Below are 12,863 nucleotides of genomic sequence, written 5' to 3'. Positions count from 1 at the left end.
TTCCGGATACTCTGTATCTACAAGGTTCGGTCATCCGGAAACGGAACGGCCCCGGCTCGGTGCTACCAACACCGGCCGGGGCCTGACGGAACAACCTGATCTCGACAGGAGTCCGCTGTGACGCATCCTTCCATTCGCCGTGAGCGCCGCGCCAACCGCCGCTCGCTCCGCGCCACCCTCCGCCTCCGCGCCGCCGCCGGCCGCCTCGCCACCAGCTGCCACCGTCGCCCCCGTTCCCTCGCCACCGTCGCCATCGCCTCCGGTGTCGCGAAGGACGCCGTGACCGGTGTGGTCAACGGCCTCCGCTCGGTGGCGAAGCGGCTCGACGTCTCCCCCGCCGCGCAGTCCCGCACCCGCCGTACCGTCCAGGGTGGCCGCGCCCACCAGACGCGCGCCGTCGGGCACTGGACGCTCGCGCAGGTCGGCCGCCTGGTCGCCGCCTACCGACCGCGTAAGGCCGAGTACGTCGCCGCCGTCGCCCTGATCGCCGCGTTCGCCGGGGGTGCCCGGTGACCGCCACCCTCAGCCCCGCCGCCCACCGGATCATCGGCCAACTCAACGCCAACCACACCGCGAACACCGCGGCCGGGCTCGGCAGCCCCGCCCTGGACGACTTCCACAACCTGGTCATCGAGCTGATCGCCGAGGCTGCCGACCCGAAGGCCCGCATGCGCGAGATCGCCGATCTCATCGCCAGCCACCGCACGGCCAGCACCGGGGGTGCCCGGTGACGAACCAGTCCGAGACGGCCCGCACACAGCGGGCCGTCCCCGGCCGGCGTCTCATCGCCGCCGGGATCATCAGCCGCAAGGTCACCGTCCGGATCACCGAGGCCGGCGTCACCGGCACCATCCGCAAGGGGGTCCGCCGATGACCGCCACCGACATTCCCGAGCCGGTCCGTGACCTGCTCGCTGCGATCAGCGAGACGCTCACCCTGCCCGACCCGGCAGGCGACCGAATGGACCTGGTCCGCTACGAGGGCTGCATCTCGGAGCGCGTCCACCTGATCCAGCTCGCCATCAGGGACGTCCTCAGCGGCAAGGCCACGAATGGCTTGGAGTGGGAGGCCGCCTTCCTGCGAAAGCAGAGCACGGCCCGGCCGCCCCGCTACCGGACCTCCGAGGAATACCTTGCGGACCTCCGCGAGATCGCCAGCGGGGGTGAGACCCGGTGAGCACCGAGCCCCGCACCGTCACCCTTCCCACCGAGGACTTCGGGGACGTCACCCTTCCCGAACCCGCCTGGTGCGCCGGCCACCAGCACCACGACCCCGAGACACAGCGGGCCGACCTCATCCACGCGGGCCACCTCGTCGAGTGCGTCTACCTCGGCAGGGACCTGCTCGCTGCGGAGATCGTGCAGTCCCCCTTCGCCACGTCGTCCGCCCCCGAGCTGGGCGGCCGGTCGGCCGGCGTCTCGGTCTTCCCTCTGGGCAAGACCCTCAGCCCGGTCCAGCTGTACGACCTCGCCGCGGCCCTCGACGGGTACGCCGACCGGCTGCGCGACATGGCCGACCAGCTCGCCCGGATCCTCGACGGGGGCACGCAGTGAGCCGCACCTCGCACGTCCGCCGTCCGACCGAGCGCGCCGCCATCCGTGCGGCCGCCCGGTCGGCCCGGCCGCTCCCGCCCGTCCCCGCCCTCATGGCCGCGCTGATCGAAGCCAACGACCGGCGTGACCGCGAAGGCGTCCAGCTGTGCGCGCACCGCATCGTCCGCACCTCCGAACCCCAAGTCGGTGAAGCATGAAGCACGTCAAGAAGGCAGCCCCCTGGGTGCTGCCCAGCATCCTCACCGCGGTCGCGGTCGTGTGGGCCGTCGCTGCAATCGGCGGCATCCTCACCGCCACCGCCCAACCCGCGTTCGCCTACAGCGTCGCCGTCCTCTACGACGCGGTGTGGCTGTACGCCCTTGCGCAGGAGACCGCGCACCGCCGGCAGGGTTCCAGTGCTCGGCTGCCGGAGGTCATCGGCTGGGTGTTTCTGCCCCTCACTGTGGCGATCCTCGTCACGCGCGGGCTGCTCGCCGGTGACGTCCTCGCCGCGGTCGTGGGCGGTCTGGTCCCCGTCCTCGCCAAGATGACGCTCGTCATGGCGATCGACCGGGACCGCACCCGGATCAGCCCGAGGGCGCAGGCCGCCATCGACCGGACCCGTGCCGGCACCCGTGACCGGATCGCCGTGTCCCGTGCCGTCGCCGCGGCACGCGCCGACGAGACGAAGGCCGCCGCCGAGATCGTGAAGGCCTCCCGGGAGGCTGAGGCGGACGCCATCACCACCACCCACGACGCCTACGAGAAGTACGCGGAGATCGTTGACGGTCACCCCGTGCCGGACTGGCACACCGACCTGCCCGCCCTGGTCTCCGACCACGACCTTGAGGCCCTCCTCGCCGGGGGTGTGCCGGATGCTGATTCCGCAGGTGGCACGGGGGAGTTGGCTCTTCCCGGCACACGTGACGGTCACGGTGGCGGCACACCCCCCGCCGAGGACCGGTACAAGGCTCTCGGGATGCTCGCCGCCGAGCTCTACGCGACTGATCCGCCGCCGTCGAAGCGGAAGTTCCGGGAGGCGATGCGGGCGGCGATGAACGCGCGCGGCCTAGTCGGCGGCTGGGATGCGATCGATGCCCTGTACGACCGTGAGAAGGCTCTCGCCGAGGGCGGTGAGCCGTCGTGAAGCCGCTCCTGTTCGGTGCCGTCCTGGCCCTGCTGTGGGTCCTGTTCCCGTCCGTCGTCACGCTGGCCGCCGCGGTGGTCCTGGCGGCCGCGGTGAAGGCCGTACCCGCCGCCGTCGTCCTCGCCCTGCTGGCCCGCACGCTGCTGCCCCGGCTGTGGAGGTGGGCGCGATGACCGAGCCGTCCAACGTCCCTGAGCCGTACCGCTCCTACGTGGTCCCGGCCGCCGAGCAGGCGCCCGCCCACCACCGGCCACCGAACGTCCTGTACGACCAGCAGGGTCGACCGGTCCACTTCACCATCGGCCAGCCCCCGCCCCCGGTCGTGGTGCAGATGCCGGTGCAGCAGGGCCTGTCCCCGGAAATGCAGCGGCTGATCATCATCACGTTCCTGATCCTCGCCGTAGTCGTCGTCTGCACGGCCGCCGTCTGTGCGGTCGTGGTCCTGGTCGGCGGCACGCTCATGGGGATCATCGGCACCGTCTCCGCCAACGCCCCATTCGTGGGTGTCTCGCTGGCCGGGGTGATCCTCGCCGCCGGTTGGGCCGCCTCGAAGATCCGGCCCGTCGTGAAGCGCAAGACCGACTGACCTGCACTTCCGTCCCACAGACCTCCTTCAAGGAGGTCTGTCGGGCGGTGGAGCCGGACCGTCCGGCCCGCCACCAGGAGGATCACGTGACCCGAGCACAGCACCTCGCCCTCGCCGACGCCGCCGTCACCAAGGCCGAGCAGCTCGCCGACGCCGTCGAACACCTCGCCAAGAAGACCGACTGCACCGGGGACGCCGTCGCCGCCCTCGCCGCGGCCGGCTCCCTCTGGAACGACATCGCCAGCACCCACACCGCCCTCGCCGCCGCCCTGCTCACCGAGGACGTGCGGACGCCGGAGCAGGCCCATGGCTGAGCCGAAGCTGACGCTCGCCGACCGGCTGGCCATCGCGCGGATCGAGGCCCGCGGGGTCCGCCGCGCCATGGCCGGTATCACCGTCCAGCCGGACGTAGACCGCGACATCGAGCGGGTGAAGGAACGCGCCCGCAAGCGCCAGGCCGAAACGAAGTAGCGCCCCCGGGGCGGCCGCCAAGGCCTGAGAAACCGCCGGCCGCCCCGGGTCCCGGATCCGCAAGGCAGCACGCCACGAACCACGGAGCCACATCATGACGGACACCGCACCCGAGCGGGTCAACGGGCACACCGCACCCGCGGTCTCCCTGCTCAAGTTCGCCCCCGAACAGCCACCCACCACACCTGTCCCCGAGCCAGCGGCTCCCGAGACGGAGCGTGCGCCCCGCCGCCGGGTACGCATCGACTCCCTGCGCCGCGTCGTCGTCGAGGCCCGCGAACACGACTCCTACCGCGTCGTCGTCCGCCACGGCTCCTACCTGCTCGGCGGGGCCCGCGTCCTCACTCGGCGTGCCTGGGACTCCCGCACCACCGCCCGCCACGAACGGTTCATGCGAGCCGCCGAAGCAGCAGGTCAGGAAGACGTGGCCCGGGACTGGGAGCAGCGGGCGTACATCTTCCGGCAGTCCCGGCACCGCCGGCGCATGGAACTCCTCCAGCTGGCCATCAACGCGCCGAAGGCCCTGTTCATGGGTACCGCCACCGGCGCCGGGATCCTGCTCGGCCTCGGGATCCTGCTGGCCTGCGCCAACCACGACGCCCACGACGTCCTCGCCCCGATCAACGCGGTCATCGAGTTCGTCGCCTGGGCCGCGTTCATCGCCGGCGTCGTGTGGCAACCGGTCCTGTACGCGCTGCCGTGGCTCGCCCTCACCGGCGTATGGGCTGTGGGCAGGCACCGGCAGACCGCCCCCACGTGGGCGCTCCCCTCGGGTGGTGAAGGCCGCGACGTCGTCCCCGACGAGGGCGCCATCATCAAGGCCCTGGGCAACCTGGGGATCGCCCCGCTGAACAAGGCGCTCAAGGACGGTTGGCAGCCGCGGTGGGAGCAGCCGACGACCAGGTCCGGGAACGGGTGGCACACCCAGCTGCAGCTTCCGATGGGCGTCACCGTCGAGATGATCGCTGCGAAGAAGTCCGTCCTCGCGCACAACCTGCTGCGCAAGCCGGTCGAGGTGTGGCCGACCGAGCCCCCGAAGCAGCCCGGCACCCTCGACCTGTGGGTAGCCGACCAGGGCTCCCTCTCTGGTGCCGTACCTCCGTGGCCGCTCCTGCACGAGGGCGTCACCGATTACTTCAAGGGCGTGCCCGTCGCCGTGTCGCAGCGCGGCGAGCCCATCATCGGCAAGCTCATGGCGGCCAACTACATGGTCGGCGGCATCATGGGTTCGGGTAAGTCATCGCTGGTCATCGCCCTGCTGCTGGGTGCGATCCTCGACCCGCTCGTCATCGTCGAGGCCTACGTCATGGCGTACAACACCGACTACGACCCGCTGAAGCCACGCCTGCGCACGCTCGTCAAGGGCGACGACGACGAGGACATCAAGGCCGCCCTCGACGCCCTGCGGGAACTGCGCGACGAGGTCACCACCCGCGGCAAGTTGCTGGAGGAACTCGGCGACGGAGCCACGAAGGTGACCCGCGAGCTGGCCCTGAAGGACCCGCGGATGCGGCCCAAGGTCGTCGTGTTCGACGAGTGCCACGAACTCTTCATGCACAAGGAGTACGGCAAGGAAGCCGCCGAGCTGGCCATCAAAGTCATGAAGAAGGCCAGGAAGACCGCCATCACCCTCGTATGGGTCACCGTCTCCCCGACCGCGGACAGTCTCCCTCGCGACGTCACGAGGAACACCTCCCACCGGGTGGCGTTCGCGGTCGGTGACCACGTCGCCAACGACGGTCTCCTCGGCTCCGGCCGTCACAAGGCCGGCGTCACCGCGACCACGCTGATCCCCGGTGAGGACGTCGGTACCGCCGTGACGGTCGGGTTCAGCAGCAAGCCGTTCGAGGTGGTCCGAGCCCACTACGTGGCCCGCGACCCGGACACGGGCGTCGACGAGGTCACGCCGGTCGTCGAGCGGGCGATGGCCCTGTACGACGGCACCACCGCCCCGGAGGCACCCGCGTTCGAGGCGGTCGACCACCTCGCCGACATCCTCACCGTGCTCGGTGCAGCACCCCGTCTGCGGACGCAGGACGTCATCCACCGGCTCACCGACCTGAACCCGACGGAGTACGGCGACTGGTCGTTCCGGGACCTGCGCCGGGTCCTCGACGAGTGCGGGCACGGCGAGTACAAGACCGGCGGCGGTGTGATGCACGTCAGTCGGCAGCGGATCGTGGACGCCATCGCCGACCGGGAGGACGACGATTTCGAGGAGGGAGGCGCCGAGGACTGAGGGAGTTCTCCCCACCCGCCTCCCTGCCCCGCCTCCCTGTACATGAGCTGCGGAAACGCCCATTCAGGGAGGCAAGGGAGGCACACTCCGTGACAGCGGAGAACCCTGGAAACCGGCGCTTGCGCCTCCCCTGCCGTGCCTCCCTCCCTGCGTGATACATCTGATGCCCGACTTGGTGGGAGGGGAACGTATGCCGTACGCCGAAGACCCGAAGCGGCTGGCGCGCCTGCTGCGAGACCTCGCAGACGCGCTGGAGGCCACCGGGGTCAACCCGTCTGGAGCTACCAACGAGCGGCACCTGATGGACGATGCCCGGTCTGCTGCTCGTGAGCTGGACCCAGACACTGGACGTAGGAAGCCCGGCGGGTTCGCCAGCTTCTGAGCTCAGGCTGCGGCGGCCTGCTCTCTCAGTGGTCCCAGGTGCGCGGGCCGCCGCCGCGCCACTCGATCAGCCCGGACGCCTCGACGTACGACTCGTCGACGTCCTCGATCCCGGCCCGACGCAGGAACTCGGCGACGTCCCGCAGCCCGTACGCCCGGCCGAGGATCTCCCCGTCGACACGCACCCGCCGACCGCCGGCCTCATCGGGCGGGTACACGATCACGGGCATCACAGAAGCCATGTCGCCAGCCTCACCTCGGAGGGCGCGGTACGCATCCGCACCCATCCGGCCGGGCGACGAGAGCCGTGCCAAGCAAGTGCCATCACCGCTCAAACTCGCAGCTCATAAGACCTCACATCGCATCCCCTATGCGGTTAGAGGGTCCCCGGCGGGCGCCTCCGCGGGGCACGTAGGCTGCGCGCCGTGTCCACCTTCAACACCGTATTCCCCGTCGCCACCTTCGTCCTCGGCGGCGCGTCTTCCTACATCCGCGACTACGTCACCGAACGCCGCCAGATAGCCCGCACCGTCAAGGCCCTCCGCGACGACCGCGCCAAGGCGATCACTGACCGCCGTGAAGCGTTCGAGCTGGACAACCTGACCAAGCTTGCCGCCACCCTTCAGCAGCTGGGGCGCGCCTCGACTCAACTGCACTTCGCTGATCTCCCCGACCGAGACGAACCGCGGGTGTACGGCGCTGGCCGCATCCCGACGGACCTCGGCGAGCAGCTGCGTGTGCTGAACACTGAGGTGCATCTCCAGCTATCCATGGTCCTGGGCACGCAACTCCGGGAGCAGGTTGCCGAAGCGTGCAAGGCCATCAACCGGACGGCGATGCTGGCGGGTGCCGACCCGACGGACGCCATCCTTGCCCACGAACGCGCGGTGACGGAGCTGGACGCAGCGATCACGGCTGTCGCCACCCGGATCCGGGAGATCTACGTAACGGCTGGCCCGCCCGCCCCGTAGCAAGTCGCCGCGTGTTCGCCCCCGTGGGTCACAACCCGGACACACGGCTCGCACACGACAGATCGACGCGGAATGCTCGGCCCCCTACCGACTCACCCAGGGGGCACCGTGGCCAACTACAGCGACGTACAGAGGGCAGTGCGGGTCGAGAAGTTCCGCATCTGGTTCGCGTGGGTTTCCGGCGGAATCATCATGCTGATCATCGCCAACGCCACCAAGAACATCTCCATCGTCAGCGTGATCACTCAGGTGCTGCTGGTGGTCCTCGGCGTCCTGTCCACGATCGCCGCAGTGCGGATGACGAATGCCCTCAACCGAAAGGCAGAGGCCGCCCGAGGGGAGGTCCTCGGCGAGCAGTAGACGGACCCAGGGCACCGACGTCTGCGCTCGCCTCGGCGCCCTGTTGCCAGGGCGACCTGAGCAACTACGGTGCCCGCCAGTCTCACCTCACCGAAGGGACACACGCCATGACCAGGCGACTGTGGAAGGTCGGCACCAACTCCGGCAACGACGGATGCCCCACCCTGTACACCGAGCCCGGTACGGACACCTACGTCGTACAGGGCGACCCGATCACTGATCCTGCCGAGCTGGAGCAGCTCGACCTCGCCGAGGGCGAGGCCGCGGTGACCGTGCCGCGCGAGCTGCTCGCGAACTTCGGTCCCAAGGAGCCTGTCCACGTGCCCCAGCCGATCAGCTTCGCCGAGTTCGGCGGCATGTTCACCACGCTCCGGCACTCAGCCTGGCGGCTGGAGACCCGTGGCCGGTACGCCGAGGACGAGGTCACAGACACCTACCGGCAGTTCGCCGCCGGCCAGCCGGTGACGTGGGACCTCGAGGACCCGTGGTGCACCAACCGGCGCGCGCAGACCGCGGCCGGCAAGCGGTTCGAGCGGGTACGGATCCTCGACCAGCCCCCGACCGAGGGACAGCGCTACCTACTCGACAACGCCCGCCGCAACACCGCCGTCGGCGAGACCATCCGCGTCCTCACCCGCGGCCGCGCCGAGGAACTCGGACTGCCCCGGGAGGACTTCTGGCTGTTCGACACCCGCACAGTGGCCCTGCTCCACTTCGACGAGCAGGACGTCATGACCGGGGTGGAGCTGGTCACCAACCCCGTCGAGGTGCTCCGGTACGTGCAGGCCCGCGAGGCTGCGTGGCACTTCGCCGTGCCGTACGACCAGTTCAGCGGGTAACTTCCCAAGGGTGAGCACGGACTTCCAGCAAGCCCGCGAGGCGCTCGGCCGCCGGCTCCGTGAGCTGCGCGGCCAGCGCACGCAACGGGACCTGGCGGCCCTGCTGGAGTGGCCGCAGGCCAAGGTCTCGAAGCTGGAGACCGGCCGGCAGACCGCCACCCCGGACGACGTCACCGCGTGGGCCGAGGCTGTAGGCGCCCCGGAGGCGGCCGGGGAACTCACCGCCCGGCTCCAGGGCCTGGAGACGCACACACGGTCCTGGCGGCGCCAGCTGCGGGCCGGACACCGGCCCGTACAGGACGTCCTCACCATCGAGTACGAGCGGTCCACCGAACTCAGGGCGTGGCAGGGCTCCATGGTCGTCGGGATGCTCCAGACCCCGGACTACGCCCGGCACGTCTTCACCCGCTTCGCCGAGCTCCAGCAGTCCCCCAAGGACGTCGAGGACGCCGTCAGGGCCCGTGTACGCCGCCAGGCGCTGCTGTGGGAGCCGGACCGGGTGTTCGACATCCTCATGTGGGAGGCCGCGCTGCATGCCGCTGTGGCACCCCGCGAGGTCCTCGCCGCGCAGATGGACCGGCTCATGTCCGTCATCGGCCTGGACACCGTCCGGCTGGGCATCGTGCCCCTTGGCGCGCAACTGGGGATCCCGCCGGCCAACGCGTTCTGGCTGTACGACGACCGGCTCGCGATCGTCGAGGACTGGCACGCCGAGCTGTGGCTGGACGACACGGACACCGTGGCCGTGTACCGGCGGGTGTGGGACACCCTCGCGGCCGCTGCGGTGTACGGGACGCACGCCCGGCGCCTGATCGCGAGGGCGCGCGCCCAGGTCTCCGACCTCGCGTGAGCATCACCGCGAATCAGCCGAACCTCCGGGCGAATATTCGCGAATCAGACCGGGCGCTGATTCTCGCCCGTCCCTAGCTTTCCGGTCATGGCCCAACCCACCAGCACTGCCCTGCGGTACGAGGCCGGCGATACGTGGCTTTCCAGTTGTGCCCCGCACCCGGAACTCGTACGTGAAGCCTGGGAGAAAGACACCCTGGCCCCCATAACGTCCGGCGCCCACTGGCTCATCGCCGAAGCCCGGCTCGTTTACTCGATGCCCGCCCTCACCCGCATCCCCGAGGGGCAGCGCGGCCCCGTCCTCGCCGACAGCCAGGGCGATAGCGCATGGTGGCTGGTCCCCCTCGACGCCGCCGAGGAGCTCGCCGACGTCCGGGCGGTGTCCGTCAAGCCGCCCGGCTGGAGCCTGGACTGTCCGCCCTCCGGCCGGATGCTGTTCGGCCACTTGTGGCTGAACCACCCGGACGGGACGGGCGTTCTTACCGACCCCGCCGTCCTCGCGGCCGCGCTCGGCCCGGGCGGCTACAGGTTCCGGACGGGGGTGCAGGGATGACCGCAGACGCGACCATGACCGAGGCGCAGGACCGCCTTGCGCCGGACATCGAGACGATGCGCAGAACCGCGCACCGGTTCCTCGCCCCGGACGCCCGCCCCATCCCCACCGGCGACCTGGTGACGCTGCGGGCCACCATGCGCGGGCAGCTCGAGGAACTCATCCCCACCATCGAGGCGATGACCCGCGCCTTCCCGGCCGGCGACATCCCGAGCGCGTGCGCGCTGGCCGGTGTCGGGGAGGCCCGTATGCGCCTCGGCCTGCGCCCCGGCTTCAACAGTCCCGGCCAGATGACGGTGGCGATGAAACTCGCCCGATCCGTGAACGCCCTGTGTGACCACTTCGAGAACCTGCGCGGCCGGTAGTCCACCCCGCCTCTCTGAGACGGCCCGAACTCCCACCCAGCTCCCCGCCGGACAGGTCGAGCAGCCAAGCAAGACTCCCAACTACCAGGAGGAAACACGGAATGACCATCGCCCCCGAACACCCGACCCGTGTGGGAACACCCGAGTTCATCGAGCTGGAGATCACGGGCCGCTGCCAACTCACCTGCTCGTCGCACTGCTACGCCGAAGCGGGCCCGACGCGCGACCATGGCAGCATGACCGCCGACGACTGGACGCGCGTCCTCGACCAGGCCGCCGCCGGCGGAACAAAGACCGTGCAGTTGATCGGCGGCGAACCCACCCTTCACCCCGCCTTCGCCGAGCTCGTCGAACACGCCCTCAGCGTCGGCCTGCGGGTGCAGGTGTTCAGCAACCTCTACCGGGTACGGCGCGAGCACTGGGAGCTGTTCTCCCGCCCCCTGGTGAGCCTGGGAACCTCGTACTACTCCGACGACCCCGCCGAGCACGACGCGATCACCGGCCGGACCGGCTCCCACGACTCCACCCGGGCCAACATCGCGGAAGCCGTCCGCCGAGGGATCCCGGTGAAGGTCGGCATCATCCATATGCGGGACGGCCAGCGCTCGCAGGAAGCCCTCGCCGAGATGCGGGAACTCGGGGTGCACCGGGTGCACATTGACAACGTCCGCGCCGTCGGCAACGCCGCGAAGGCGGGTATCCCGATCCCGTCCACGTCGGAGTTGTGCGGGCGGTGCGCGGACGGCAAGGCGGCGATCCTGCCGGACGGCACGGTCACGCCCTGCGTGCTGGGCCGCTTCCTGCCCGCCGGCGACGTCAAGGCGGCCTCCCTCGCCACGGTGTTCAGCAGCTCCCGGTGGGAGCAGGTCGCCGCGAGCATCCCCCGCCGACACCGGTCAGCGTGCACGCCGGACGAGGACTCCTGCATGCCGTCCCCCGGAAAGCAGCTCACCGCCTGCAACCCGGACCAGGACGGATCGGACTGCTCCCCGGCCGAGACGCCCGCCTGCGAACCGTCGTATGACGACTAGGAGACCCGATGGACTGGGAGACTCACGCGCGGCGCCTGGCGGCCGACGTGGTCCGGCCCGACTCGCGCTGGCATGAACCCCTCGCCGGCACCCCGCGGCATGTGTTCGTCCCGCGCTGGTGGGAGAACCTCGACGGAGCGTGGGAGCTGCGCGACGGCACGGCCGATCCCGAGGCGTGGATGCGGGCGGCCTACGCGGACCGGACGCTGGTGACTCGGGTTGGCCCGGTCCATGCCGACCGCGCCGAGCTGGGGACCACCGCAGAGGGGAAGCCCACGTCGTCGTCGACGCTGCCCGGCCTGGTCGTCTCGATGTACCGGCACGCGATGATCACTGATGAATCACGGGTCCTAGTGACGACCGGTACCGGCTATGGCACGGCGCTGCTGTGCCAGCGGCTCGGCGACTCGGCGGTGACCAGCGTGGACGTTGACCCGCACCTGGTCGACGTCGCCAGCGAGCGGCTCACCTCGATCGGCCTGAACCCGCGGATGGCCAGCACGGATATCACGGGGCCGCTGCCCGGCTCGTTCGACCGGATCGTGTCCACGGTGTCCGTACGACCGATCCCGGCGTCATGGCTGGGTGCGCTCCGTCCCGGCGGCCGGCTCGTCACCACGATCGCGGGGACCGGGCTGGTCCTCGTCGCGGACAAGACGCGCGACGGCGGCGCCACGGGCCGGATCGCTCCGGACGCGGCCGGCTTCATGCGCACCCGCCACGGTGACGACTACGAACACACCACGGTGGAGGTGTGGGAGAAGGCGCAGGCGGCCGACGGCGACCAGGTGAGCACCAGCCGATATCCGCTGCTGTACGTGCCGGACTCGTGGGAGGTGATGTCGATGCTCGAACTCCTGGCGCCGGGCATCGACCACCGCGTCACCCAGCAAGGAGACGAGCGGACTGTGTGGATGCTCCACGGTGACGGCTCCTGGGCGCGCGCTACCACGGCCGGGTTCCTCGACTCGCCGACGGTGCATCAGGGCGGCCCGCGTCGGCTGTGGGACGTCCTGGAGAAGGTCCGGCACCGGCTCAACCGTGAGGGCGGTCTCCCGGTTTACGGGGCCCGAGTGTCCATTGATCCGGACGGCACGACCACCCTCACGCGCGGGTCATGGAAGGCCACTCTGTAGCCCCCCGATCGCCCGCCCGTCTCCGCACCTCATTTCCAAGGAGCGGGCGGGTTCCTGGCCCCGGCCGAGCGCGTCCGGCCGGGGCTGCCCCATGCCTGAACGGGCCTGTGCGCCTCGTTCCCGACCTCCCGGAGGAACTCGTGCCCGACAGCCACTCCGAGGGCGTCGAGGGGCCGCTGACGCCGTTGCAGCGGACCCGCGTCGACTTCGCCCGCGCGGAACTCCTGCGCATCCGCGAAACCGATCTGCCCGAACTGGACGAGGCGCACCTGATCCTGCTCGTCGAGCGGCTCCGCGGCCGTCTCGATGACGTGCTCACCGTCCTCGACGAGATGGCGTCTGCGCCCTGAACGCCGCGAGGGCCCCGGCCGGTACGCAGATACCAGCCGGGGCCCATTGGGCA

22 protein-coding genes are annotated in these 12,863 nt (G+C 70.6%); 21 read left to right on the top strand and 1 reads right to left on the bottom strand.

Features of this window, described 5'->3' with window-relative positions; all coding sequences use genetic code 11:
* Positions 1-117: 117 nt before the first annotated feature.
* The 12 genes from ABTY98_RS21900 to ABTY98_RS21845 all read left to right on the top strand — a co-directional run bounded on the left by ABTY98_RS21900 (position 118) and on the right by ABTY98_RS21845 (position 5,975).
* Positions 118-513, top strand: a complete 396-nt coding sequence (locus ABTY98_RS21900; RefSeq protein ID WP_352222601.1) for a hypothetical protein — start codon at positions 118-120, stop codon at positions 511-513.
* A complete protein-coding gene (locus ABTY98_RS21895) occupies positions 510-731 on the top strand; it encodes a hypothetical protein (protein ID WP_352222600.1) in 222 nt (73 codons plus the stop codon). Before ABTY98_RS21900 ends, ABTY98_RS21895 begins: the two co-directional genes overlap by 4 nt.
* On the top strand, positions 728-874 hold the full coding sequence (locus tag ABTY98_RS21890; RefSeq protein WP_352222599.1) for a hypothetical protein: 147 nt from the start codon (positions 728-730) through the stop codon (positions 872-874). The genes ABTY98_RS21895 and ABTY98_RS21890 overlap by 4 nt, the downstream gene beginning before the upstream one ends.
* Positions 871-1,176 carry a hypothetical protein gene (locus ABTY98_RS21885; RefSeq protein ID WP_352222598.1) on the top strand — a complete coding sequence of 102 codons (306 nt, stop codon included), beginning with the start codon at positions 871-873 and terminating at the stop codon, positions 1,174-1,176. Before ABTY98_RS21890 ends, ABTY98_RS21885 begins: the two co-directional genes overlap by 4 nt.
* Complete coding sequence (locus ABTY98_RS21880; RefSeq protein ID WP_352222597.1) at positions 1,173-1,553, top strand: DUF6907 domain-containing protein; 381 nt, start codon at positions 1,173-1,175, stop codon at positions 1,551-1,553. Before ABTY98_RS21885 ends, ABTY98_RS21880 begins: the two co-directional genes overlap by 4 nt.
* Positions 1,550-1,750, top strand: a complete 201-nt coding sequence (locus tag ABTY98_RS21875; RefSeq protein ID WP_352222596.1) for a hypothetical protein — start codon at positions 1,550-1,552, stop codon at positions 1,748-1,750. Before ABTY98_RS21880 ends, ABTY98_RS21875 begins: the two co-directional genes overlap by 4 nt.
* Positions 1,747-2,679, top strand: a complete 933-nt coding sequence (locus ABTY98_RS21870; RefSeq protein ID WP_352222595.1) for a hypothetical protein — start codon at positions 1,747-1,749, stop codon at positions 2,677-2,679. Before ABTY98_RS21875 ends, ABTY98_RS21870 begins: the two co-directional genes overlap by 4 nt.
* Positions 2,676-2,852: a hypothetical protein gene (locus ABTY98_RS21865; protein WP_352222594.1), complete on the top strand. Its 177-nt coding sequence runs from the start codon at positions 2,676-2,678 to the stop codon at positions 2,850-2,852. Before ABTY98_RS21870 ends, ABTY98_RS21865 begins: the two co-directional genes overlap by 4 nt.
* Entirely contained in the window at positions 2,849-3,265 is a 417-nt protein-coding gene (locus tag ABTY98_RS21860; protein ID WP_352222592.1) for a hypothetical protein, read from the top strand. The genes ABTY98_RS21865 and ABTY98_RS21860 overlap by 4 nt, the downstream gene beginning before the upstream one ends.
* 86 nt (positions 3,266-3,351) lie before the next feature.
* A complete protein-coding gene (locus tag ABTY98_RS21855) occupies positions 3,352-3,579 on the top strand; it encodes a hypothetical protein (RefSeq protein ID WP_352222591.1) in 228 nt (75 codons plus the stop codon).
* The gene (locus ABTY98_RS21850; protein ID WP_352222590.1) at positions 3,572-3,736 is read left to right on the top strand and encodes a hypothetical protein; all 165 of its coding nucleotides are present in this window, start codon (positions 3,572-3,574) and stop codon (positions 3,734-3,736) included. The genes ABTY98_RS21855 and ABTY98_RS21850 overlap by 8 nt, the downstream gene beginning before the upstream one ends.
* A gap of 94 nt (positions 3,737-3,830) precedes the next feature.
* Positions 3,831-5,975 carry a cell division protein FtsK gene (locus tag ABTY98_RS21845; RefSeq protein WP_352222589.1) on the top strand — a complete coding sequence of 715 codons (2,145 nt, stop codon included), beginning with the start codon at positions 3,831-3,833 and terminating at the stop codon, positions 5,973-5,975.
* Between the two features lie 407 nt (positions 5,976-6,382).
* On the opposite strand, the gene ABTY98_RS21840 is transcribed toward ABTY98_RS21845, so the two are convergent.
* The gene (locus ABTY98_RS21840) at positions 6,383-6,598 is read right to left on the bottom strand and encodes a hypothetical protein (RefSeq protein ID WP_352222588.1); all 216 of its coding nucleotides are present in this window, start codon (positions 6,596-6,598) and stop codon (positions 6,383-6,385) included.
* A 183-nt stretch (positions 6,599-6,781) separates the two neighbouring features.
* Here ABTY98_RS21840 and ABTY98_RS21835 point away from each other — a divergent pair, with 183 nt between their 5' ends.
* The 9 genes from ABTY98_RS21835 (at position 6,782) to ABTY98_RS21795 (ending at position 12,810) form a co-directional block, all read left to right on the top strand.
* Positions 6,782-7,327 (top strand): hypothetical protein, encoded by a 546-nt coding sequence (locus ABTY98_RS21835; RefSeq protein ID WP_352222586.1) that lies wholly within the window; start codon positions 6,782-6,784, stop codon positions 7,325-7,327.
* Positions 7,328-7,435: 108 nt separating this feature from the next.
* Positions 7,436-7,687 (top strand): hypothetical protein, encoded by a 252-nt coding sequence (locus ABTY98_RS21830; protein WP_352222585.1) that lies wholly within the window; start codon positions 7,436-7,438, stop codon positions 7,685-7,687.
* A 107-nt stretch (positions 7,688-7,794) separates the two neighbouring features.
* Positions 7,795-8,526 carry a DUF6879 family protein gene (locus tag ABTY98_RS21825; protein ID WP_352222584.1) on the top strand — a complete coding sequence of 244 codons (732 nt, stop codon included), beginning with the start codon at positions 7,795-7,797 and terminating at the stop codon, positions 8,524-8,526.
* Positions 8,527-8,536: 10 nt separating this feature from the next.
* Positions 8,537-9,376 (top strand): helix-turn-helix domain-containing protein, encoded by an 840-nt coding sequence (locus ABTY98_RS21820; RefSeq protein WP_352222583.1) that lies wholly within the window; start codon positions 8,537-8,539, stop codon positions 9,374-9,376.
* 87 nt (positions 9,377-9,463) lie between these two features.
* Entirely contained in the window at positions 9,464-9,928 is a 465-nt protein-coding gene (locus ABTY98_RS21815) for a hypothetical protein (RefSeq protein ID WP_352222582.1), read from the top strand.
* Entirely contained in the window at positions 9,925-10,293 is a 369-nt protein-coding gene (locus ABTY98_RS21810; RefSeq protein ID WP_352222581.1) for a DUF6415 family natural product biosynthesis protein, read from the top strand. Before ABTY98_RS21815 ends, ABTY98_RS21810 begins: the two co-directional genes overlap by 4 nt.
* 101 nt (positions 10,294-10,394) lie before the next feature.
* Positions 10,395-11,324 carry a radical SAM/SPASM domain-containing protein gene (locus ABTY98_RS21805; protein WP_352222580.1) on the top strand — a complete coding sequence of 310 codons (930 nt, stop codon included), beginning with the start codon at positions 10,395-10,397 and terminating at the stop codon, positions 11,322-11,324.
* 8 nt (positions 11,325-11,332) lie between these two features.
* Entirely contained in the window at positions 11,333-12,460 is a 1,128-nt protein-coding gene (locus ABTY98_RS21800) for a methyltransferase domain-containing protein (RefSeq protein ID WP_352222579.1), read from the top strand.
* Positions 12,461-12,600: 140 nt separating this feature from the next.
* The gene (locus ABTY98_RS21795) at positions 12,601-12,810 is read left to right on the top strand and encodes a hypothetical protein (RefSeq protein ID WP_352222578.1); all 210 of its coding nucleotides are present in this window, start codon (positions 12,601-12,603) and stop codon (positions 12,808-12,810) included.
* The last annotated feature ends 53 nt before the right edge of the window (positions 12,811-12,863 follow it).

Origin of the sequence: Streptomyces sp. NPDC096040 (genome assembly GCF_040303265.1) — a bacterium.
Taxonomy (GTDB): Bacteria; Actinomycetota; Actinomycetes; order Streptomycetales; family Streptomycetaceae; genus Streptomyces.
The sequence above is the reverse complement of the archived record's forward strand: the minus strand, read 5'-3'. Positions and strand labels throughout refer to the sequence as shown.